At 41.4% G+C, this 24,095-nt stretch carries 11 protein-coding genes and 2 pseudogenes; 6 read left to right on the top strand and 7 right to left on the bottom strand.

The window, feature by feature from the left end:
- A pseudogene (locus tag HMPREF3112_RS11600) lies at positions 1-446 on the top strand (LD-carboxypeptidase); the annotation flags it as partial.
- A gap of 101 nt (positions 447-547) precedes the next feature.
- Here HMPREF3112_RS11600 and HMPREF3112_RS03400 read toward each other — a convergent pair.
- The 7 genes from HMPREF3112_RS03400 to HMPREF3112_RS03365 form a co-directional block, all read right to left on the bottom strand.
- Positions 548-1,135 (bottom strand): DUF1648 domain-containing protein, encoded by a 588-nt coding sequence (locus tag HMPREF3112_RS03400; RefSeq protein ID WP_070438076.1) that lies wholly within the window; start codon positions 1,133-1,135, stop codon positions 548-550.
- A complete protein-coding gene (locus HMPREF3112_RS03395) occupies positions 1,125-1,400 on the bottom strand; it encodes an autorepressor SdpR family transcription factor (protein ID WP_002891308.1) in 276 nt (91 codons plus the stop codon). The genes HMPREF3112_RS03400 and HMPREF3112_RS03395 overlap by 11 nt, the downstream gene beginning before the upstream one ends.
- Positions 1,378-2,124, bottom strand: a complete 747-nt coding sequence (locus HMPREF3112_RS03390) for a YhfC family glutamic-type intramembrane protease (protein WP_060934009.1) — start codon at positions 2,122-2,124, stop codon at positions 1,378-1,380. The genes HMPREF3112_RS03395 and HMPREF3112_RS03390 overlap by 23 nt, the downstream gene beginning before the upstream one ends.
- A 201-nt stretch (positions 2,125-2,325) precedes the next feature.
- On the bottom strand, positions 2,326-2,652 hold the full coding sequence (locus HMPREF3112_RS03385; RefSeq protein ID WP_021143892.1) for a bacteriocin immunity family protein: 327 nt from the start codon (positions 2,650-2,652) through the stop codon (positions 2,326-2,328).
- A gap of 272 nt (positions 2,653-2,924) precedes the next feature.
- Positions 2,925-7,664, bottom strand: a complete 4,740-nt coding sequence (locus HMPREF3112_RS03380) for a glycoside hydrolase family 70 protein (protein ID WP_070438073.1) — start codon at positions 7,662-7,664, stop codon at positions 2,925-2,927.
- A gap of 777 nt (positions 7,665-8,441) precedes the next feature.
- On the bottom strand, positions 8,442-10,427 hold the full coding sequence (locus HMPREF3112_RS03370; protein WP_070438067.1) for a KxYKxGKxW signal peptide domain-containing protein: 1,986 nt from the start codon (positions 10,425-10,427) through the stop codon (positions 8,442-8,444).
- 482 nt (positions 10,428-10,909) lie between these two features.
- The gene (locus HMPREF3112_RS03365; protein ID WP_070438064.1) at positions 10,910-15,631 is read right to left on the bottom strand and encodes a glycoside hydrolase family 70 protein; all 4,722 of its coding nucleotides are present in this window, start codon (positions 15,629-15,631) and stop codon (positions 10,910-10,912) included.
- 532 nt (positions 15,632-16,163) lie between these two features.
- On the opposite strand from HMPREF3112_RS03365, the gene HMPREF3112_RS11595 reads away from it, so the two are divergent.
- The 5 genes and pseudogenes from HMPREF3112_RS11595 (at position 16,164) to HMPREF3112_RS03345 (ending at position 24,027) form a co-directional block, all read left to right on the top strand.
- Positions 16,164-17,021, top strand: a complete 858-nt coding sequence (locus HMPREF3112_RS11595; RefSeq protein ID WP_038676402.1) for a hypothetical protein — start codon at positions 16,164-16,166, stop codon at positions 17,019-17,021.
- Positions 17,022-17,054: 33 nt separating this feature from the next.
- A pseudogene (locus HMPREF3112_RS11590) lies at positions 17,055-17,504 on the top strand (hypothetical protein); the annotation flags it as partial.
- A gap of 72 nt (positions 17,505-17,576) precedes the next feature.
- Positions 17,577-18,050, top strand: a complete 474-nt coding sequence (locus HMPREF3112_RS11585) for a hypothetical protein (RefSeq protein WP_070438060.1) — start codon at positions 17,577-17,579, stop codon at positions 18,048-18,050.
- Positions 18,051-18,268: 218 nt separating this feature from the next.
- Complete coding sequence (locus tag HMPREF3112_RS03350) at positions 18,269-21,430, top strand: hypothetical protein (protein WP_038676406.1); 3,162 nt, start codon at positions 18,269-18,271, stop codon at positions 21,428-21,430.
- A 731-nt stretch (positions 21,431-22,161) separates the two neighbouring features.
- A complete protein-coding gene (locus HMPREF3112_RS03345) occupies positions 22,162-24,027 on the top strand; it encodes a KxYKxGKxW signal peptide domain-containing protein (RefSeq protein WP_070438056.1) in 1,866 nt (621 codons plus the stop codon).
- The last annotated feature ends 68 nt before the right edge of the window (positions 24,028-24,095 follow it).

Raw genomic sequence — 24,095 nt, 5'->3', positions numbered from 1 at the left:
ATGCTCAGTTTGAGGGAGAAATCCTCGGTGGTTGCCTCGAGTCTCTCTATGATATTTTTGACAACTCTCTACACGCAGATAGCACAGACCTCTGCCAAAGATACAAACTTTTCCCTGACTTGTCAGACTGGGAAGGAAAAATCCTCTTGCTAGAAACAAGCGAAGAAAAGCCTAAGCCTGAAGACTTCAAAAAGATGTTGCGAACTTTAAAGGACACGGGCATATTCGCGGTCATCAGTGGACTCTTGATCGGAAAACCTATGGATGAAACCTTCTATGACGACTATAAAGAAGCACTATTGGATATCATTGATAGCAATATCCCGATTGTCTATAATCTGAATGTCGGCCATGCCACACCAAGAGCGATTGTTCCCTTTGGAGTCCACGCGTATGTAGATGCAACGGAGCAAGTCATTCGCTTTGACTATCACAAAGAAAGCTGAGATGAATTTCTCAGTACAGATTGAAGATAAAGTCCTTGGAACACAAGTTTCCAAGGACTTTGTTTTCAATCTGAAAGAAGTAATCAGACGATTACTTCTCTTTAATTTCTTAAATAGCGAAAATTGGGTAACAAGATACTCAAGATTAGAACTACAAAAACACCTAAAATAATAATTGTAGTATAGGGGTTAAAGCATAGGCTGATTAACAAGGCAAGACTCATTGCAACCATTAGGTAACCTAACTTTCTCGCTACTGAGTTACTGCTCTCACTGTGATTTTTAGTAGCTAGACCAATACTTTTAGGAAGATAATTTCCGATTACTAGAAAAATGAGTGCCACTAACCAAATGACAGTCAATCGAACTTGGACATGTCCGCCCATGGCAACAGTCAATACGAGACCTTGAATGATAACTGCAGAAATCGGAATAAGCCATAACATAAACTCTTTTAAGAATGAAATGGTTATTTGTTTAAAATATGAAAATAAGAGATTATAAATGGCAAGAGCAATAAAAGGAAGGACAACTATTGCTAGATTGCGATTCATAAAACCATTGGCTTGTTCTTCCACATTAAAGTGGATAGCCACCCGATTTGGGAGTTGCTGGTAAAGGGCTAAGCCGACAATAACCGGTGTGAGTATTACTAGATTGCCAATGACTCTTTGCATATTATTTTTCATCTTCTTTTCCTCCAAGTGACTGAATCCAGGTTAGAATTTCTTCAAAAACAGTCAAGTTCAAACTATAGTAAATAAAATTCTTCTGCTTTTCTTCTTCAATAAGTCCTGCTTTTCTCAAGGTAGACAAATGATGAGAAACTGTTGCGGGAGCCAAGTCAAACTGCTGGCTGATTTCACCTGCAGACTTGGGCCCAGACTTTAGATAGTCTAAAATTTCTCTCCTCACAGGGGCAGAGATAGCTTTAAGTGTTTCTGATAATCCCATGACTTCCCTCCTTCTTCCAAATTTTGCTTGTCAGGAGTCCTACACCTAGAACATAAATAGCTAAAATGGCTTCGATTAGTAAGAGATTGCTAACTATTCCTTGTTGATAAGCACCTGCCAAAAAATCGATGGTAGCATGAAGTAATATCGCCACAAAATAGAATGAGAGCTTATGCTTAGTGACTGCTAGAAAATCCCAAGCTGTAAGCAAGACTTGTAGTAGTAAGGCAACTAGTCTTTCAAAGAGAGACATAACAACAGCAAAGCCTGTTAATTGTTTGACCTGACCTACTAGAAGTGAAGGTAACTGACTGGCCTGACCTGAATGGATGGCCTGTAAAACAATTATGTTAGTGAGTAAGCCCATCACTCCAATCAAGATAAATTCACTAAGACCATGTCCAAAACCGTAGGCTACAATATCAGACGTCATCAAACTTCTTTTCTTTTCGAGAATCTTAAAAACCAAATAGCGTGTTGTTTCTTCAACAAGGCCAGCCATAAATCCTCCATAAAGAATGGGCAACCATTTAGAAGAGTGAGCAAGACCAGAAAGAGCCACAGCATTGATAGGTCCTTCAATCATCATGACAGGTAAGGCAAAACCAATCAGACCTACTAAGAAGAGCTTGATTGAAAATTGCCATCTTTTCTTCAGAATGATAAAACCAATTACGGCGATAACTAACATGGTAAGAATTGTCATAAAAAGGAATGTTTCCATTTGATTTATCCTTTCATTGAAACGGAGCATCAATACGACTTGAGTCAGAATACCTATTTCCATACTTTTCGAAATAGATTCTACGCTTTTCTGAAAGCACTGTCAAGACTATTTCGAAAATAATCTAAATAGGAGCACAAAAAAGACCGTTTTCACGATCTTTTTTGTCATTTTAATTATTAAGCATCACAAACAGATAAATCATCTCAAAAACATGGCGATTGATGACAATCCTATTGCTAGATTAGCGTTACGTTCTGATTCATTTTGGAATTCTGTGAGTGTCTTACTCAATTCACTCAATCCTGAACTCAGTGAAATCCCTTTAGAAAGATTGTCGACAGCTAGAACTTGAATAGCTCTGCGTAACTCTGCAAGAAGTTCACCATTATCCTTCTTTCCAACTTCTATTTCGTTTTTAAACGTTACGAGCAAGTTTCTCTCTTCTTCAGTTGTTTCTGGATTTAGAATCAGATTATAGATATTGTTTAAGATATCTTCAATTTGGATATTATTACTTTTTGTCAACTAGAACACTCCCTAAATAGATCCTGCTTTTCTCAAGGTAAACATTTGATTTATACTATCATCGAATTCGGAAAGAAATGCTATCTTGGTGAGCACACCTATTTTCTTTTTTTGAAAAATATTCTACGCTTTTCATAGACTACTGTCAAGACTATTTCGAAAAAATCGAAATAGAGATACAAAAAAAGACCGTTTTCCCGATCTTTTTTCTTGAGAATTTTCCCTCATTCTCGGCTGTGTGTTCTCTAGTCAGTTACATGGGCTACTACTGCTTATCTTCCTGGGATATATTCGCCGGTGTTGGCATCGTAGTAACGGCGTTGGCCGTTGACTGTGACGTAGGCACCTTTAACTTGGCGACCTGATTGGTCAAAGTAAAGGTGTTGGCCATTGATGACTTGTTCGCCTGTTACGGCATAGCCATCAGCTCCGAAATAAGCCCAGACGTTTGGCTCGATTTGAGCAAAGCGGTTGGTTACAGGTTGACCGTCGTTTTCGTCATAGTACTTGTAACGACTGCCGACCTTAATGGCCTTGCCTTTGTATTGGATACCATTTTCGTCAAAGTAGTATTCCTTGCCATTGATAGTCCACTTGCCTTTAAGGGCTTGGCCATCAGTATTGAAGTAAGACCATTGGTTTGGTGCAATCTCAGCAAAGCTGCTTGTGACAAGAGCTCCACTGTGGGCATCATAGTAATAAGTCTTACCATCTTCGACAACAGTTTTCCCCTTAACTTGGATACCATTTTTATCAAAGTACTTAAGGTATCCATGATCAGCACGAACTTGGCCGATAGCCAGTGAACCATCGTGTTTGAAGTACATCCACTGGTCATCACCTACTTGGAGATAGCGTCCGCTAGCAAGAATACCTGATTCTGGCTCATAATAATATTTGATGCCATTTTCTTCGATAATTTCACCCTTGGCTTGGCTACCATCTTCCTTGAAGTAATAGAGGTGACCGTCAATGTATTGACGTCCAGTGACACGGTTCCCCTCTTTATCAAAGTAGTTCCAAGCCTTAGTTGCTGGGTTGTAGACAAAGATGCTACGTCCGATTTCGCCTGCTGGTGTGATATAACGAGCCTTACCATTTTCAAAGATAATAGAATCTGCACGATTGCTGTAGGCCGTACCGACACTACCATCTTGGTTAAAGTAATAAGTCTTACCGTCAATGACACGTGAACCTGTCACAGTGTTACCATCAGCATCGAAGTAATAACGCTTGCCTGTGCTGCTATCAGTCGCAAAGACGTTACGTCCCATATCACCAGTTTCAGCAACATAGTAATGCAATTTGCCATCATCTGTACGGACAATGCGATCCTTAGCCTGAATACCAGTTTCACGGTCAAAGTAGAAATGGTGGCCACTCCAATGAAGGTTACCTACTACCATTGTTCCTTGAGTCGTAAAGGCACGAACCTGCTTATGTTTGTCATCAAAATCAACGAAGGCATTCTTAACCATGGCACCGTCTAGACCGTAATAGTAGGTATAGCCGTTGCTAGCACGACGAAGGGCGTTACGCAATTGGATACCATTGTCAAAGAAATAGTAATCCTTGTTATTGATGTTTTGGGCACCTTTGGTCATCTTACCGTCACCACCGAAGTAATACCAGTTACCGTTACCATCTTTAACAAATTCATTCTTAACGGTTTGGTTATCACGAAGGAAGTAAACGTCTTGTCCACGACGTTGGAAGACTTGAGTGCTTGTGATGGCACCTGTGTCACGAAGTGGTGTTGGCAAGAGTTGACTGTTAGCTGAGGTATTAAAGTACTGGTTGGTCTTGTCATCACGAAGGACATAGTTGATGCCTCGTCCAAGGATGTTAGTTCCGTTGAAGTACTTAGCAGACCATTTGGTAATCTTTTCATTTGTAGGCAACTGCTTACCATTTGAGATTTGCACACGGTTGAAAATAGATGGGTACTTAGCTTTAAGCTCATCAAGGAAGGCACCACCGTATCTACCTTGATAGTCTGTACCATCTGTACGAGTATTAGCCACATAGGCTTGGTCAATGATTTGGTAGCCTACTTGGTGGTTACCATATCCGTTAACACGTGTCGCATTTACCACTTCTTTTCCAGGGAGGTTATAGATTTGGTCTGGCACCCAGTCAGCAATGGCTTGAATACCGTCTTTGTGGAGGGCACGAAGGACGTTAAGGAGGTCCTCAAGTGATCCGTATTTATTATTTTGACTCAAGGCCATATCGTAACGGTCATCAAAGGCATAACCATTGTCAATTGTTGAGTCAAGGAAGGTACCATCCTTACTTGAAACGTACTGTGGTGGAAGTCCGACTGACGTGATTCCCCAAGCTTTGAGCAAGTCAGTGTTCTTAGCCAAGACACGGTTCATGTAAAGTTCAGGTTGATCGTCCGCAAAGGCTTGGAAGTTTGAGAAGGCTTCATACATGACTTGCGAATCAAGGGCTGCTGAAGACTTGTAAACTTGACCGTCGCTATTGGCACGATTACTTGGCTGTGTACGTGCATCTTGATTAGCCTTAGCTCCGTATGGTACCCAGACACCGAGGTAACCTGAGACTTGGACATTTTCCACACCAAAAACATCGTTGGCATTGAAGGTCAAGTTCCCATTCCAGTCAGTACGTTTCAGAAGGTTTTTAGGCACATCAGAATCGTTGAGGTAGGTTGCTATACCATCTTTTGTTGTCAAAAGCAATGGGCGATAAAGCTGATTACGGTGAGCTCTACCCATGTTCATCGTTACAGTTTCATTGCTACCCAAGCGGAAATCATAGTTGTTGGTCATGATGACACCCATACCTTGCGTACGAGTTTCTGAAGTTCCCAAATCAGTTCTGTTATTGGCACCTTTACCATAACGAACAGATGTCAAGAGGCCATCATTTCCGACTTTCTTCACTTCCATGTCTTGACCACCAGCTACATACTTGATACGGGCACGCAAGAGGGTGTCGATGGCATCAAAGTAAGGCGTCTTCTTAGCCATGTAGTGACCATCTTCACGGTAGAGGTCTCCGTAATAAACTCGTGTTACAGAGTCCTTGTTGGTCAACATGAGAGCATAAACAGATGGCAAGTTGTATGACGCATAAGTCTTGTGAGCCTTATCAATATCCTCATTGTAAATCTCGAAGGCTTTCTTGATTTCATCACGAGTGAAATTGTAACCAAATAAATTTGGGTTGATACGATTACGGATGATACGTTGAATAATGGTTTGCGCTTCTGTATCGTGGGCACGGGTGAAAATATAGTTAGCCATACGCTCACCGTTTTTATCATTGGCACCACGTGGGTTCAAACTACTATTGATGAAGGCAGTCATGTCTCCAAGCTGCATACGTGTATTTTTATCACGCATCAAAAGGTTGGTAAGGGCATTACGAAGGGCATTATCAATCGGCAGTTGTGCTCCCTTATTGTCCTTGTTGTAATATGGGTCGTTGGCAGACCAAGCTTCCAAGTATGACAAGTGTTTGATCGCATTGGCTTCAGACTTGTCAACCCCATAGGCTGCTTTGAAGTAATCAGAAGCGATTTGGAGAAGGTCAGCATCCACATTGTCCAAGGCATCGACACGCAAACCGTCAAAGTTGGCTGTTGGATCGTTGGCCATGATACTTCCGATATTCATCATAAAGTGGAGCCAGTTAAGTTGTTCCGCCTGAACAGCTGGGTTTGAGTTATCAATATCGTTGGCAAGCAAGAACTCAAGACCACCGATAGAATTGTCCTTGAAGTACTTACGTGTACCCGTCTGATTAGTCGGTGTGCGGTTAAGCAAACGATAGTCAGAGTTGGCGTAGCTAGTACGGTTACCAGTATCACCCTTACTGTTGTTAAAGAGCAACTGTCCACCTTGCAAGTGGTCGTAGGAACTATTTTCAGTGCTACTATTCCAACCTGGCTGAGTCTTGATGAACTGGTCGATACTTGTACGCAACCAGTTTGTATTGCCTTCACGCGCAATACGTTCTTCAATCTTAGTCTGAACAGCTTTAGCAGCTAGATTTAGACTTTCCTGGCTAGAGTTGGTTGAAAATGATCCCGCACCAAGACCTTGATTTTGCATGTAGTTTAGGTAGTTAACCTGAGTTGATTTGTCAGGCCACCAAACCATCAAGAGTGGACGTTTGTCCGCTTCAGTTGAAGCTGTCCAAGTCTTACCATCCTTGAGAATACTCTTTGGACGGTACCAAGCATCTGCTGTGATGAAGGTGTCGAGTTGGTCCAAAGATTTGTTATCGTTTTTGTAGAGCTGATTTCCAGATGAAAAATCCACAGTTGCCTTGATAGGTTCTGTTGAAAATTCATCCTGTGACTTGGTCGCAAGAGCCCCTGTTTCAGCATCAAAGTAATATGACTTCCCATCTTGCTCAAAGACGAAGTTCTTACGCACACTACCGTCACTATTGACATAGTATTGTTTGCCGTTAATCCATTGGATACCAGTCGCTGTATTGGTATTGGCTTCACGAGTTTCTGCCAAGGCACGACGACTACGTGTACGAGCTTCTGTATTTGCCGTCTCAGTTGTTGCTGCACGGTCTGTAGTAGCTGTTGCAGTCGCATTATTTGTATCTGTCGTTGTAGCACTCGTATCAGCTGCAGCTGCTTGCACATTTGTACTTGGTGCAGCTTGACCTGAGTTAGTATCAACTGTCGCTGTGTTTGCAGCAGGTGCCGCTGCCCTATCTGTAACATCGGTTGTCGTGCTAGTCGCATCTGCGACAGGAATAGCCACGCTCGCAGTATTAGCATCCGCTGAGATAGTTGGTGCTACTGTAGTTGCTGCATCATTAGTTGTAGCTGGCGTTTCTTGAAGCAGATTCTGACTGCTATCACCTGACTGATTCGCAGGATTTTGCTCATCGGCCTGAACCTGTTGATCCGCCAACAAAGTTCCACCAGCAACAGTAACCATTGAGAGTGCTGTCACCCCAATAGTCACCCAATTCTTCTTCACTTTATGCATTTTAAAGCGTACTTTTTGTTCCATAATATTTACCTTTTTCCCTTATATTACTACTATCATAAGCTATTTGACAAGGGAATACAATTACACAACTGTAATATCAGTTTAATGTATCTACCTTCGTTTTCTCAGAAAACGTCCTTTAATAATCTGCCTAATAAATACACCTTGTGAACAAATGCACTAAGGATAACATAAAACCAACTAAAATCGTTAGGATTTAGACTTTTTTAGACGATAGAATCATCCAACAATATTAATTTAATTTTAAATAAAAAAACCTTCTTTTTCTAAGATGAAAGAGAAGGTTCGGGTTAGAGATATTACCTAGTGAACAAATCAGCTATGGTTTCAATAATCGCATAGAGTAATGGGTATTTTCGTTTTCTGAAGTCTGTTTTATAAAAGTAGTAATTCGAAATGAAGATAAATAATATGACAATGATAATCCAAGCCAAAATAACCATAATTTCTCTCCTTTAAGAAGTCAATTACACCTCGAGTTTAATGAAAATAGTTCCCCATAACTACCTCTAACTCTTTTTTCCTACATGCAAATATAATACCCATTATAACACGGCTATAGCTCCTCCTTGCGAATATGAGAGGGACAAAATTATTAGGATTTAAGTGTGAAAAAGCATCTGGGTGTACACTGACAGTTTCTCTAAAACAACTCAAAAAAAACCAGCAAATGCTGGCTTTTTCGTTTATTTAATCATCTAGAGTTATGATAGGAAAATAATAATAATTTAGATAGGAAAAGGAAAAATTCGCTCTAGATTTTAAAGTACATATTAATTAACGACGCTGTCTCAATTCACCAGTTTTGGCATCGCAGAAGAGGCGTTTGCCACCAACATAAACATAACGTCCTTTCACTTGACGACCTGAACCATCAAAGTAAAGCTGTTTGCCATTGATGACCTGTTTTCCAGTCACTGCTTGACCTGCTGCGTTGAAGTAATACCAGCAACCACGTCCAGCTTCGACAAAGCGGTTTACCACTTGCTCACCAGTGTGGGCATCAAAGTAACATTTCTTACCTTGGACAGTGAGCAATTTACCTTTGACTTGAGCACCATTGCTACCAAAGTAGTAAACTTTATTGTTAATATTTTGAAGACCTGTCACTTTGTGACCATCTTGGTTAAGGTACGCCCATTGATTAGCCGCAATTTGAATGAATTGGTTGATGACTGCTTGACCAGTGACGGCATCATAGTAACGGCCTTCAGCCCAGCCACCTTTTAGCTGACTATGGTCTTTGTTGAAGTAATAGAGTTTACCATCAATCACTTTTGCACCTTGAACGAGGCAACCAAAAGCATCCGCATAATACCAGTTGTTGTTTTCAAAGATAAAGCGTGACACAGCCATTTCACCTGTTTGGGCAGAAATGTAGTATTGCTTGTTACCTTGTTGCATCATCTGACCTTTGATTTGACGGCCTTCTGAGTCAAAGCAGTATTCTTTACCATTGATGATACGTTTTCCTGTCACAGCGTAACCATGTTCATCTAGGTAGTACCAAGCTTGGTTTTCTTTATTTTGAACAAAGGTATTGACAGCCATATTACCAGTATCAGGGATGAAGTAACGGATACGACCATCTGAGAAGCGAATAAACTTGTCTTTAGCTTGGATACCTGTTTGTGTATCAAAGTAGAAGGTTGTGCTCCCCATTTCAAGGAGACCAGTAGCCATGTGTCCGTAACAATCAAAGTAGCGGACATCTTTACGGTAACCAGCAAAATCGTAGAAGCCGTTGATAGCTTTCACACCATTTTTATCATAGTAATAGGTGTAACCATCGCTACCTTTAACAAGTGAGTCACGAGCTTGGAGACCATTTTCAAGGAAGTAATAAGCCTTACCATCGATAACCTTTTCACCTTTGACCTTTTGGCCATATTGGTCGTAATAATACCATTGATTTTCGCCTACACGTACAAATGAAGACTTGGCATTGTTCGAATCAACACTTGGTTTAGTCTCACCTGTGATGATTTGGTAACCTGAGTTATTTTGCTGGTTACCTTGTGAAATGATAGTGACATTAGCATTTGAACCGTTTGATTGACCTACTGTCACATTTGGAAACAGTTTATTAGAGTTCGAAACGATAGTCACATTCGGCGTCGTTCCTGAAGCCGTGATGGTAATTGTCGTGTTTCGACCACCATTCCAATGAATGCCGTTTGAGTCAGACGAACTTGTCGTAATTGTCGCAAAACCGCTAGCTGACGATGATGAAGACCATGATGATGACGACGAGTAAGAATACCAAGCTGAACTTGATGAGCTTGACGAACTTGACGCACTAGCACTTACTGATGATGAAATGCTACTTGATTGGTAAGCAGAACCCGTTTGTGATGAATTAGAGGTTTGTGTTCCTACTACTTGAGAAGATTGTGACGAACTCACTTGACCAGCTCCGCCACCTACCACAGTCTGTGATGAGCCTCCTGTTGAGGTAGATGATGAAGACTCGTAGCTTGAGTTTGTTTGACTGCCATAGTTAGATGACACTGCTGACAAATGGCCAGCATCTTCCGTCAAGGTTGGTGAGTAACTTTCATTAATCAATGAAGCACTTGACTCAATGCCTGCATCTGTTTGTTCAAAACCGTCACCATTAGGAAGAGACACTTCATCTGCTTGTGCCGATTGATCTGCTAAAAGAGCTCCACCCGCAAGTGCAACCATCGACAGCGTACTAACTCCAATAGTCACCCAGTTTTTCTTGACCTTGTGCAACTTAAATCCAACTTTCTTTTCCATAACATACACCTTTCAATATAACTTTATTTCTCTATACTATGTTAAGGGATTTTGGAAGCGAATACAATTACAGATGCATAACCCTAGTCTCATAAGACTAACCTTCTACCCATAATCCATTTGAAGAAACAAGCCTAAGATATATACCTATAACCTTTATATGTTAGAAAACGTTACTAAAAATAACGTTCGGATTTTCTTAAATTCACACAGAAATTCCGATGTTTAGCCGTTTTAGCTCCCCCTTCATTAGAGGACTGAGTATAGTTTAAAACGAAAGTAAGCAGTTTATTGACGATTCTATTAATCAAACTCATTGTTTGCTTACAATCCACTAGACATTTCGAGGGAAATGATAAAAGAAAAGTACTTGAAAGAAAATACTTCAAGTACTTAAAAGTTTTGAAATTATGTGGAAAGCTGCTGATTTTCAATCTATAAGCTTCTGGGATAGTCTCAAAAATACATTTTCTTATGCCTACTTATCGTTTTCTGACCCAAGCTCCAGTATTGGCGTCATAGTAACGGCGTTGGCCTTTAACCCAGACGTAACGGCCTTTGACCTGACGGCCAGAAGCGTCAAAGTAGAGGTGTTGGCCGTTGATGACTTGTTCACCAGTTACGGCTTGGCCTGAGGCGTTAAAGTAATACCAAACACCGCGAGAAATTTGGATGAAGCGATTGGTTACGGCTTCACCACTATTGGCATCAAAGTAGTATTTCTTACCTTTATAGGTAAGGAGTTTACCCTTGGCTTGGACCCCATTGCCTTCAAAGTAGTAAAGTTTACCATTGATATGCTGGAGACCAACTACCTTTTGACCATTTTGGTTGAGGTAAGCCCATTTGTTGGCACCAACTTGGACAAAGCGGTTGGTTACGGCCTGACCTGAGTCACCATCATAGTAACGGCCGTTGGCCCAGGCACCCTTGACTTGGCTATAATCATTGTTGAAATAATAGTGATTACCATTAATGACTTGAGCACCTTTAACCAACTTACCATTGCCATCGACATAGTACCACTTGTTGTTTTCCGTCACAAAGCGTGAACGGGCAATTTCACCACTATCGCCATCAAGGAAGTAACGTTGGTTATTGATAGTGACAAAGTGTCCTTTAACTTGTCGTCCTTCATTGTCAAAGTAATACTGTTTACCGTTAATGGTTTGTAGTCCTGTCACGGCATAACCGTTGCTATCGAGGTAATACCAAGCCTTGTTTTCAGGATTTTGCGCAAAACGGTTGACTGCGAGATTTCCTGTATCTGGAATGAAGTAACGTGTGCGTCCGTCCGCAAAGCGGATGAACTTGTCTTTGGCTTGAATACCAGTCTTTTCATCGAAATAGAAGGTTGTGCCATACATGTCGTGGAGACCACGATACATTTGACCGTTGCCATCAAAATAGCGAACGTCTTGGCGAGGACCTGCAAAGTCGTAGAATCCGTTAAAGGCCTGAACCCCTTTAGGATCGTAGTAATAGACGTGACCATCACTGCCTTGGCGAAGGACATGACGTAGCTGAAGCCCATTGTCTAGGAAGAAGTATTTCTTACCATCAATGACCTGTTCACCTGTGACCATGTTGCCATTCTTATCAAAGTAATACCACTGGTTGGCACCGATTTGAATGAAGGTATTCTTAGCAAGGTAACCACTCGTTGATAGGTATTGGACCTTATCTCCCACCCTACGGAAACCAGTTGCTGTGATTTCTGTCATTTGTTTAGGAAGGAAGGTTTGACCTGCTTTCAGGTTGAAGTATTGGTTTGTGGCGTTATCTTGCAAGACATAGCGAGCTCCTGTGCCTTGGATATTGCTTCCATTGAAATACTTGGCTGACCATTGCGTGATTTTCTCATTGGTTGTCAATTTACGGCCGTTTGAAATCTGCACGCGCTCAAAGATAGCTGGGTATTTTGCCTTCAATTCATCAAGGAAGGCACCACCGTACTTGCCTTGGAAGTCATTTCCAAAGGTACGTGTTTTAGCTGCATAGAGACTATTGTAGATTTCGGCATTTGGACGTGGTGTGCCGTAGCTGTTGGTACGTGAAGCTGTTACCACTTCTTTTCCAGGAAGGTTGTAAATTTGGTCTGGAACCCAGTCAGCAATGGCTGAGATACCTTCAGTGTGAAGGGCACGAAGGGCATCCATAAGGTCTTTGAGCGAACCGTATTTGTTGTTCTTGCTCATGGCAATATCGTAGCGGTCCTCGAAGGCGTAGCCATTTTCAATGATAGAATCCAAGAAAGTGCCGTCTTGGCTAGACACATATTGTGGCGCAAATTCAAAGGAAGTGATTCCCCACTCTTTGAATCGTTTGGTATTTTGAGCAATGACACGGTTGGTGTACTGACTTGGTGTCTTAACGAAATCTTGGAAGTTTGAGAAGCCTTCGTAAATGACCTGTGAGTCAAGAGCTGCTGATGATTCAAAGACCTGCTCACCCTTCTTGATTGTCGAAGCCTTGGTGCGGGCATCTTGGTTTTCAGAAGCACCTACTGGCACCCAAACTGCCAAATAACCTGAAACTTCAACGGTTGAATGACCAGCAATATCGTCTGCTGTGAAGGTCAAGTTCCCTAGATTGTCCGTATAGCGAACCAATCCAGCTGGCACATTAGAATCCTTGAGGTAGGTCGCAAGACCTGTCGATTTGCTGAGAAGCAATGGACGGTAAGCCTGATTTTTGTGGGCAGCTCCCATATTGACCACCAAACGGTCATTAGCTGCCAACTTCATATCTGGACGGTTGGCTGTAAGGACGAGCATTCCTTGGTTACGTGTCTCGGCAGTACCAAGCTGGTTGGCTTCTTCTGCACCCTTACCATAACGCACAGACGACATGATTTCATAGCCATTAAGCTTAGTGACCTTCATGTCTTGACCACCTGCTACATATTTGATGCGAGCACGAAGCAGGGCATCGATGGCATTATAGTACGGTGATTTTTGAGCCATATATTGGCCATCGTCGGTAAAGAGGTCCCCGTAGTAAACACGAGTGATACTGTCCTTGTTGGTCAACATTGTGGCATAGGCAGCTGGAATATTGTACTGGGTGTACTTTTTATCAGCCTTGCGCATGTCCGCATTGTAGATTTCGAAGGCCTGTTTGAGCTCATCCATAGTGAAGGTGAAACCATCTGTTTTTGGATTAATCTGCTTGCTGATGATATTGGCCAAAACAGCTTGCACTTCACTATCATGGGCACGTACGAAAATATAATTGGCATCACGTGGCGTATGTTTCTGCTCACTCGAACGATTGTTAAGAGAGTTAGTAATGACACGTTCCAAGCTACCACGGTAATTGCTCTTACGCAAGAAAGTTGTCAAAAGCGTTTCACGTAGGGGATTGTCAATGGACAACTGAGCACCCTTGGTATCCTTGTTGTATTGGTGGTCATTGTAAGACCAAGCTTCAAGAATCGACAAGTGGGCAATGGCATTTGCTTCATTATCTGCGACACGGTATTTTTCCTTAAAGTAGTCAGAAGCAATCTGCAAGAGGTCCGCATCCACATTGTCCACCGCATCGATACGAACACCGTCAAAGTTGGCACTTGGATCATTGCCAAGGATAGAACCAATATTCATGATGTAGTGGAGCCAGTTTAGTTGTTCAGCCTGAACAGCTGGGTTAGAGTTGTCGATATCGTTTGCCAAGAGCAACTCGTAACCACCATTTGAACGGTCAATATGGTATTTGCGTGTCCCCGTTTGGTTAGTCGGTGTGCGGTTCATGAGGCGGAAGTCTGAATTGGCATGACTTGTCGCACTATTATTGAGGAAGGTCAGTGCTCCTCCTTGCAAGTGGTCTTTACCAACTAAGAGATTGTCCTCACTCTCAGAGTTCCAGCCAGGCTGTGTTTTGATGAAATCTGACATCAACTGGCGAAGCCAAGTGGTATTGCCCTCGCGACCAATACGTTCCTCAATTCCTCGTTGCACCGTTTCGGCAGCAGCTGCCAAGTCATAGCTCATCATATCTGTCGTATAGGTCTTATTACCAAACCCTTGTTGGCTCATATAGTTGAGGTAGTTGACTTGTGTCACCTTGTCTGGCCACCAAGTCATCAAAAGGGGACGATAATCTTTCTCAGTTGAAGCTGTCCAATTCTTCCCATCCTTCAAAATCTGTTTTGGACGGTACCAGCTATCAGCCGTCAAGAAATTATCCAAGTGTTCAAAACTCTTACTTGACGTATCATAGGCCTGGTTATAAACCGCATAGATAGAGTTATTTGGAATGGCATCGGCACGATACAAAGGTTTACTTTGATCCACCATAGCCCCAGTCTCATCGAAATAATAAAGGCGACCATCAAGTTCAATCGCTGTGTTCTTTTTCACAACGCCATTTTCAACATAATACTGCTTGCCATCGATAGTCTTCAAGTTGGAAGCTACTGGTTTATAGTCAAGACTTGACTGACTTGGTTGGACTGGCTTGTTAGGTTGAGACGGTTGACTTGGTTGAACAGGTTTGTTTGGTTGATTTGGCTGCGTTACAATGGTCACATTTGGTCTTGTGCCATTTGGACTTGTCACCGTCACGTTTGGTTTAGGCGTGTTTGGCCCTGTGATAATGGTTACATTTGGTGTCGTACCGCTGGCAGTAATCGTGATGTTAGTGTTACGGTTAGCATTGATACGAATAGTGCTGTCAGCAGCGCGTGTGGCGATTGCTGGTGCAGCATTGGTCAAGACTCTAGGTCTTGCTTGTTCTGTCACACTTGGAGTAGACTGAGCACTTGTTTGCCCAGCTACTTGAGTCGTAGCCTGACCTTGTGAGGCCTGTTCCGTAGTCTGTGTCTCTTGGGCACTAGCTTGAGTTTGCGAAGAAACTGCCACTTCTTGATCGATAACTTGACTGCTTTGTGCTTGAGCAGTTGCCTCTTGAGCGACCGCACTTGTCGTCGCCTGTGAGTTTGTTCCAACTGTTTCTACTGCTGACACACTTGCTTGAGCACTAGCTTGCTCAGTAACAGTTGTTGTCGTCACTAGACTGGCAGTCCCATCCTCACTCAGTTGCTGCAAGCCATCTCCATTTGGCGTGCTTGTCTCATCGGCCTCTACCTTACCTTGAGCTAGGAGGCTTCCACCTGCCAAGGCAACCATTGAGAGAGTAGTCACCCCGATAGTTACCCAGTTTTTCTTAACCTTGTGTAGTTTAAAACGTACCTTATTTTCCATCTATATCAATCATCCTTTTTCTGTTGTTGACTCTACTCTATGATATATTCAGACAAATTACAAATAGGAAAAAGTCATCTTCTTTTCATAAATCTCTGCCACAAGCTCAGTTATATTAACTCTGATTAGCGAAAATGAGACCTTACACTTCATGTAAGGTCTTAAATAGAGAGTTTTCGATTCTTAAACACCTTCAAAAGCTTGTTCTTAAAGGTTTTCGAACATTAAAGTAAGCTTCAATTAAGCTTAAGAGATAGCAAAACTATGAGAGAAGCAGCCCCCAAAAAGACAATTCTGAAAAGAAAATTTTAGATAGAAAGACTCTAATTTTTCATCTGACTAAGACCGTGTCCGGTCTATAATGGAAAAAGATTAAAGCACAGAGAGATTATTTGAGAGGAACCTACTCCATCCTCTAGATTTCTGAAAGAATCTTCTAAATTTTCTTGCATTTTGGCGTAAGCTGGCAGAAAAACCTAGGAAAGTCAGTCCCTTTCAGATATAATAAAACTTAGGAAAAAGGAGGAAAATTATGAAAGTACATTCTAATTTTGCTGGACAGACGTCCAAACATCGTCTTCTTGCGCTCTCATGCGCAACTGCTCTTGCTAGTTTTGCCTTTATTGCTAAGCCTGCCCTTGCCGAGGAAGCAACAGCTGACAGCACTGCCAACCTCGACACTAGAGCTACGACAACCGCCAATGTCGAAACAACAGCTGATCTAGTTGAGACAAAAGTTGTCGATGCCAAGCCAGCGACAGAAGCGACTGCTAACACTTCAGAAGAGGCAGCAAGTGTAAACACTGACGCAGGCACTAATCTCACTACAGTGACTGTTAGCCAAGAACAGACACCTGATCAACCTGCTATAGCAACAAACGCAGTTGAGGCCCAAGCCACCAATACTGAGTCAAGCGCTTCAACTGGTCACTACTACAGTGATGACAAAGGTAATTGGTACTATAAAGACGCCAATGGTGAAAACCTCAAAGGCGCACAAACCATTGATGGTCAAAACGTTTACTTTGAAAACAATGGGCGACAAGTCAAGGGAGATTTCGCCGAAGACGGTTATTATTATGATGGTAACTCGGGTCAGCGTGTTACTAATAGTTATGTTAGACGAGGAGCAAGTCTATGGTTCTACGTAGATGCAGAGGGTAGAAAACTCTTTGGAGAACAGACCATTAATAATCAAGACGTTTACTTTGATCAAAATTACGGTACTCAAGTAAAAGGCAACTTTGCAAGTAATGGTTATTACTATGATGAGGATTCAGGTGCTCGTGTTGACTTTGGAAAAAATCAGTTTGTTAAAGTGGATAATAACTGGTACTACGTAGATAACCAAGGAAAGATTGTAAAAGGTGCTCAAACCATTGACGGATGAGAGCTTTATTTTAATCAACGTACTGGTCGACAAATTAAAGGTAACACCGACCCTAACAGTCTATACTACAGTGACTTAACTGGTGATCTCGTCAAAAACCAATTCTATAAGCTTGGTGATAGTTGGTATTATGCTGGGACAGATGGAAAGAGACTAAAGGGAGCCCAGACTGTTTACGGGAACCAAAAGGTCTTCTTCGAATATGATGGTAGACAAGTCAAAGGGGAATTCGCATCAGATGGCAATTACTATGACAAGGACAATGGACATCTCGTTGATCTACCTCGTAACCAGTTTATCTACCTTAACAAAAGATGGTACTACATCAACTCTGAAGGCAAACGCCTATTTGGTGCGCAAACAATCGATGGGAAAAGTCTTTTTTTCCATCCTTACCACGGCTTCCAAATCAAGGGTGATTTTGCCTACTACTCAGAAGGATCTTTTGGTGGGGACTTCTACGATGGTAAAACTGGTGAGAAAGTTACTCACAAAGGTTTTGTTAAACGTAATTCAGGAGACTGGTTCTACCTTGATGACAACGGTAACAGACTCATGGGACTTCAAAACATTGACGGAAAGCTCTACTATTTCATTGCTAGCGGAGCTTCCAAATATATCCAATACGGGAAACAAGTAAAAGGAGAAATAGTTGACTTCGTTGCTAATTCAAACATAGCACCTGTTTATTCTATGTGGAACAAGTTTGAAATAACTAGACGTTACTACTTTGATGAAAACACTGGTGAAGCTGTTAAAAATCGCTACATCTACGATCGTGGTGCTTGGTACTACTTTGGTGAAGATGGTAATGCCATCCGCCCAGAATCTGGTGAAGCTGTTATTGATGGTCAAGTGGTTTACCTCTACGAGTCTGGTAAACAGGCCAAAGGTGAGCTTATCGAAGTCAACGGTGTCCCACACTACTACGATGCTAATACTGGAGCCCGTGTGTCAAACGCCATTCTCACGATTAAAGGCAAGACCTACCAATTCGACGCTGATGGTAACGGAAAACTTGTCGGATAATTAAGAAATATAAAGATGAAAGGAAGTCGGGTTATCGACTTCTTTTTTCGTTTTTGAAATAAGAACTCATGAACTATTTGATCAAATTCATTTTGTTTTTTCTCCCTTTAAAACATTAAAAATGTAAAGGTATTCATTCTTTTTATCTAAATCTTTTATAATCTCTTGATTAAAAAATGATAACATTTATAATAATAGTTAAGAAAAGGAGGAAGGTTATGAAAGTGAATTCTAATTTCTTTAGATTGGCGTCTAAAAAGCGTCTTGTTTCCCTATCTTGTGCAACTGCTTTAGCTAGTTTTGCTTTAATTGCAAGACCTGTCTTTGCTGAAGAGCTCACCACAGATAAGCCTACAAATCTCGATACGACAACAGTTACGACTGCGACTGTCGAAACGACTGCTGATTTGGTCGAGACTCATTCTTCAAGTGCTGTAGGCCTATCAGAAACAAGTGCTGCTTCTACGACTGAAAATGTCTCATCAAACAGTACAGAAACAGCAAATCCTCTTCTTGCGACTTCTGAAGCGACTAGTGACTCAGCCTCACAAGCAGGGAGTCAGAGTCAAGCTGCTAGCGAAAGCCCAAACACTGCAAGCACTACTGCTTCAACATCAACTGTCACTTCTACAGCGACAAGTGAAGCTAATTCGAATACTCCGGCTACATCCAGTGAAACCAATATTACTGGTGGAGAATACTATCTTGGAGACTACGGACTCTGGCACTATAGAGATGCTAACGGAAAGGACCTCGTAGGCCCTCAGACTGTTGATGGTATTAAGGTCTACTTCTATAAAACTGGTGCCCAAGCCCGAGGTGAATTTGCCGGGGATAGAAAATATTATGATAATGAAAAAGGAGCCTTGGTCACAAATAGCTATGTCACCTACAAAGATGACACCTACTATATTGATGAAAATGGCTACGCTCTAAAAGGCCCTCACGTTATTAATGGTGTCCATGTATATTTCAATGATAATTGGCAGCCAGGCAGTACGGGGGCTATGCTCAAAAATGCCTTTGGGAGAGACAACCGATACTATAATGAGAAAGGTGAACAGGTAGATTTCGGCACAAATAACTACTTCCAAATTGGAGAGGATTGGTACTATGCTGGAAGTGATGGAGCTATCGTCAAGGGTCCTCAGATCATAGATGGAAAGCAAGTCTATTTTGAAAAAGAGAGCGGTAAGCAGGTTCGAAACCATTTTGTAAAAGATGCTTCTAATCCTAAGAAGTTATATTACTATGGTGACGACAATGGTGCTTTAGTCACAAACCAATACCTTGTAGCCTACAATAAGCAAACTCAAAGAAAAGAGCGTTATTACCTTAACGCTGAAGGCACGCCTAGCTTAGGAGAACAAACTATCGAAGGCAAACAAGTCTACTTCGACCCTCAAGACGGTCGACAACTGTTTGATGTTTTTTCAAGTACTGGCCACTACTATGATCAAGATGGTATCCTAAAAGATTTTGGTACTAACCACTACGTCAATATAAAAGGAAATTGGTACTATGTTGGTAGCGACGGAGCTTTTGTCAAAGGTCGAAAAGTTATTAATGGCGCTCAAGTCTACTTCGACAAGGATGGTAAGCAAGTCAAAGGTGACTTTGATGACGATAATAATTTCCATGACATCAACGATGGAGACCTCGTCACTAATCGTTTGGTAACAGTAGGTGATAAGAGCTACTATATTGGAACCTACAACAAAGCTATCAAAGGTGCTACCGTTATTGATGGTATAGAGTACTATTTTGACGATACTACAGGCGTCCAAGTTAAGGGAGACTTTGCATCTAATGGCAAATATTATGATGCTAGAAGCGGAGCGCCCGTAACTAACAGCTATGTCCAAGTCGGTCAAGATTGGTATTATGTTGATAAAGAAGGAAAAGCCGTAACAGGTGAACATACTATCAACGGTGACCATGTTTACTTCGAAGATTATCGTGGTAAACAGGTTAAGGGTAACTTTGCTGAGAATGGCCGTTATTACGACCAACATACCGGTGCCTTAACAGATTTGGGTACAAATCGTTATGTTCAAGTGAATGATGACTGGTACTATATTGGATCAACAGGAACCATTCTCAAAGGGCAACAAACTATTGATGGTGTTGAGGTCTATTTTGATACAACCACTGGAAAACAAGCCAAGGGAGTTTTCATCAACGAATACGGTAGTGCAGAAAATCCAAATTATGGGCTAAGCACTGTTAAATTCTATGACAAAGATAATGGTGCCCTCCTTAAACAGCAATACTTTAATTTTAATGATAATTGGTACTATGCTGATGCTGATGGAACCATTCTCAAAGGGGCGCACACTATTGATGGTGTCGATGTCTACTTTGATAAGTCAAACGGTAAGCAAGTCAAAGGGAAGTTTGTTACTGAGTCAGGAGATGTAAGTGATAGTGGGATTCACTACTATGACAAAGATAATGGCGCCCTCATCAAAGGGGGTTACTTCACTGACGGTGGCCATTGGTATTATGCTGACGATCAAGGCAATCTTCTTTCAGGTGAACACACCATCAATAGGATTAAGGTTTACTTTAATCCAAAAACTCACCGACAAGCCAGAAATACAATTGTCAATGGCTACTATTATGACAAAGAGACCGGTGCACCACATGCAGTCCCTCGAAATCAGTTTATAGACCTTGATGATGATTTGTACTATTTTGATAGCGAGGGCAAGCCTCTAACTGGTAAACAAATCATAGATGGGAAGGAATATTATTTCAGAGAAAATGGTTCAGCTCGAAGAGGGGACTTTAATTTCTTTGGTACAGGGCCATATTATGACAAGAAAACAGGGGCTGCAGTCTATAAAGCTGGTCTCGTCGAAGTTGGTAACGGACAATGGTGTTACATTAACGACAAGAGCGAAAAGCTTCTCTATCTCCAAAATATTGATGGCAAACTCTACTATTTTGAAAATTTTAGAGCCATCTATTACACTTCAGGGTATCTCGCTAAAGACAGAGTACTTAGTCCTGAGGCTGAAGACTATGATCGAAACTGGACAGCAAATACTACTGAAGTTGTTAAGTCAGAACCTTACGCTTATTATTACTTTGATGCCGACACAGGAGCTGCTGTAACCAATCAATTCATCAATTGGCGGGGGAATACCTACTACTTTGGTGCTGACGGCAAAGCACTCGTCTTTGATCAAATCATAGATGGCAAACACTACTACTTTGATGAACAAGGTAAACAAGTCAAAGGGCAATTTATTTTAGATTACAATGGCAATCTCTATTTTGATGATAATACTGGGGAACTCCTAACTAATACCATTCGAACAATTAATGGTAAGACTTATTCCTTTGATAAAAATGGTAAATCTACAGAGATTTAATTCTCCGTTTAAGATATGGAATTCCAGATAATCATTTCGCATTGACTAAGTATCAACCCTTTCAATGGTTATTGAAAGGGTTTTTGTTGCTTCTATTTTTTCCTATACACCCTTAAACTCTGACACTAGCTCTGAAAAATCCTTATTTGAAATAAAATGATGTCAATATTTTAGCATTTTGGGTATTTCTGTTAGTTTCTATTGTTTATTCTTAAAAAAGGATTATAATGAAGCTAGGTGAACATGTAAGCGTTTTAATCTTACTTTAAAGGACACTTGGGGATTATCTAAAAGATTGACATTAGTTGCCTAATGCCTAAATAAGAATCATAGTAGGATGACCATTCCTGAGTCACTTTGAACCATCAAACTAGGGCTCATTTCTAAAAATACAGCATCATTTCAAACTAGAGCTCTAGAGGGACGCCTCATACTAGTAAGCTCTAGTTTTTTGTGTCTTAGAAACCCAAAATAAACGAGATCTTCCGTGCTTAGAAAGGAGGAAAATTCCGAACGACTCTCGTTTTTCTAGAATCATTTCGTTAGGACTCATGTTTGCCTTGAACAGTCTCACAATACCGAAATTGAGGAGACATGGAGAAATAAGGATTGTCATTAAGAAAATTGACCCACAGCCTTAGGGACTCTACCCAATGCTCACTATTCATAAAATCTCATGACAGCCCTTATTTTGTGATATGTAAAAAGTTTAAAATGAAAGGAGAATTATCATGGAAAAGAAAGTACATTTTAAACTTCACAAAGTTAAAAAACATTGGGTAACTATTGCAGTGACAGGACTCACTTTAGGATTGAGTTTTGCAGGCCTTAACTACGCTTCAGCTGAAGAACAGCCTACCCCTGTTAATGAAGCGACTGTTGAAGCCATCATCAAAGAAGGTGCTATCGACGTCGAGGCTCCAGCAAGTAATGAAGCCACAGCTAAACCTGAAGAAAACACAACTACTACCGCTTCGAGTGAAGCTGCCACAGCATCAGAAGCGCCAGTGGCCAGCTCTGAAGTTGCTTCAACAGAAATTGTTTCTGAAAAACCAAGCTCTGAAGTCACAAGCACAGCTAGTTCGGAAGCAGCCAGCCCGGAAACTGTGCATTCTGAGGTAGGTGCTAGCCCTGAAGTAGTCGAAAAAACAGTGGTTACAGACGGTCAATACACTAGCGATGACCAAGGTAACTGGTACTATGTTAAGGATGGCAAGGTGCTTACTGGTCTACAAACTATTGACTATGTAGACGTTTACTTTGATGCTGATGGTAAACAAGTCAAAGACGACACCCGTCAGATTGATGGTAGTACCTATCATTTTGCTAAGGATAGTGGTCAAATCACGCGCAATGCCTTTGCCTCTGACAAAATGGGTAATTGGTACTACTTTGGTCAAGATGGTAAAGCACTTACTGGTAAACAAATTGTTGACAACTTCACACTCTACTTCTACCCTAATGGGGTTCAAGCCAAGGATGCCTTTGTCATTCTTGATGGCAATACCTATTATTTCCAAAAAGACAGTGGTCAACTGGTTTGCAATCGTTATTGGTCTGATGACGAAGGCAACTGGTACTACAGCGATAAAGATGGTCGCCTCTTAATCGGTGCTCAAACTGTTGATTTTGTAAATGTCTACTTCTATGATGATGGTGTCCAAGTTAAAGGTGACTTTGCGCCAAACGGCCATTATTATGATAAAGATAGTGGAGCCCTCGTTACCAACCGTTATGTCGAAAAAGATGGCAAGTGGTACTATGTCAATGATAAGGGCGATAAATTAATTGGTGCCCAAACTATAGACGGTGTAGAGGTCTATTTTGATAAAGACGGTGTCCAAGCCAAAGGTATTTTTGCCAATGCTGATCATTTTTATGACAAAGACACTGGTGCTGCTGTCCGAGACCAAATCGTCGAAGTCGATGGCAAACGCTATTATGTTGGCCCAGAGGGTAGAAAAGTTTACTCAGGAACACATATTGTTCATGGTGAAGAAGTGAATCTTATCGTTGGAGATGGTCATCAGGCCTTCGGAGAATTCACAGGCCACGGAGATAGTGGAGACTATATCGGATTTGATGGTAAAAAGGTCACAAAAGCTGGTTTCGTCAGAACCAAAGATAATCACTGGTACTATCTAGACGGTAAGGGAGGCAAATTAGTCTCAGTTCAAGTTATCGATGGCGAACTCTACTATTTTGGACTCCCTACTCGTAAATACTACTACGGAATGCAAAGTAGAGGTGAGCTCATCTATGCGCATTACAGTGATACTATCCCTGACAGTAGTCACATCTACTATCTGGATGAAGCAACAGGCGCTGCTCTTAAAAATCAGTACCATGAATGGGAAGGTAGTTGGTATTACTTTGGTCCAAACTGGTACGCCTTGACTGGTGAGCAAACCATTGACAACGTCCCAGTCTACTTCCATAGCAACGGTAAACAAGCCAAAGGTGAACTAGTCACCGTTGATGGTAAAATCCACTACTACGATGCTAACTCAGGTGCCCGTTTGTCAAATATTGACATTACTATTAAAGGGCAAACCTATCACTTTGATGCGGATGGAAACGGAACACCAATTAGTTAATGAAGTTATAAATACTCCTTCTTAAAATGACAGATTTAAAATGAAAGGAGAATTATCATGGAAAAGAA

It is taken from the genome of Streptococcus sp. HMSC10E12 (genome assembly GCF_001807855.1).
Classification (GTDB): domain Bacteria; phylum Bacillota; class Bacilli; order Lactobacillales; family Streptococcaceae; genus Streptococcus; species Streptococcus salivarius.
Note: the sequence above shows the minus strand (reverse complement) of the source record. Positions and strands in the feature narration are given on the sequence as shown.

Excerpts from the sequence above, each read along its gene's own strand:
- HMPREF3112_RS03400 (WP_070438076.1), bottom strand. The coding sequence starts at position 1,135 with ATGAAAAATAATATGCAAAGAGTCATTGGCAATCTAGTAATACTCACA.
- HMPREF3112_RS03395 (WP_002891308.1), bottom strand. The coding sequence starts at position 1,400 with ATGGGATTATCAGAAACACTTAAAGCTATCTCTGCCCCTGTGAGGAGA.
- HMPREF3112_RS03390 (WP_060934009.1), bottom strand. The coding sequence starts at position 2,124 with ATGGAAACATTCCTTTTTATGACAATTCTTACCATGTTAGTTATCGCC.
- HMPREF3112_RS03380 (WP_070438073.1), bottom strand. The coding sequence starts at position 7,664 with ATGGAACAAAAAGTACGCTTTAAAATGCATAAAGTGAAGAAGAATTGG.
- HMPREF3112_RS03370 (WP_070438067.1), bottom strand. The coding sequence starts at position 10,427 with ATGGAAAAGAAAGTTGGATTTAAGTTGCACAAGGTCAAGAAAAACTGG.
- HMPREF3112_RS03365 (WP_070438064.1), bottom strand. The coding sequence starts at position 15,631 with ATGGAAAATAAGGTACGTTTTAAACTACACAAGGTTAAGAAAAACTGG.
- HMPREF3112_RS11595 (WP_038676402.1), top strand. The coding sequence starts at position 16,164 with ATGAAAGTACATTCTAATTTTGCTGGACAGACGTCCAAACATCGTCTT.
- HMPREF3112_RS11585 (WP_070438060.1), top strand. The coding sequence starts at position 17,577 with ATGGGACTTCAAAACATTGACGGAAAGCTCTACTATTTCATTGCTAGC.
- HMPREF3112_RS03350 (WP_038676406.1), top strand. The coding sequence starts at position 18,269 with ATGAAAGTGAATTCTAATTTCTTTAGATTGGCGTCTAAAAAGCGTCTT.
- HMPREF3112_RS03345 (WP_070438056.1), top strand. The coding sequence starts at position 22,162 with ATGGAAAAGAAAGTACATTTTAAACTTCACAAAGTTAAAAAACATTGG.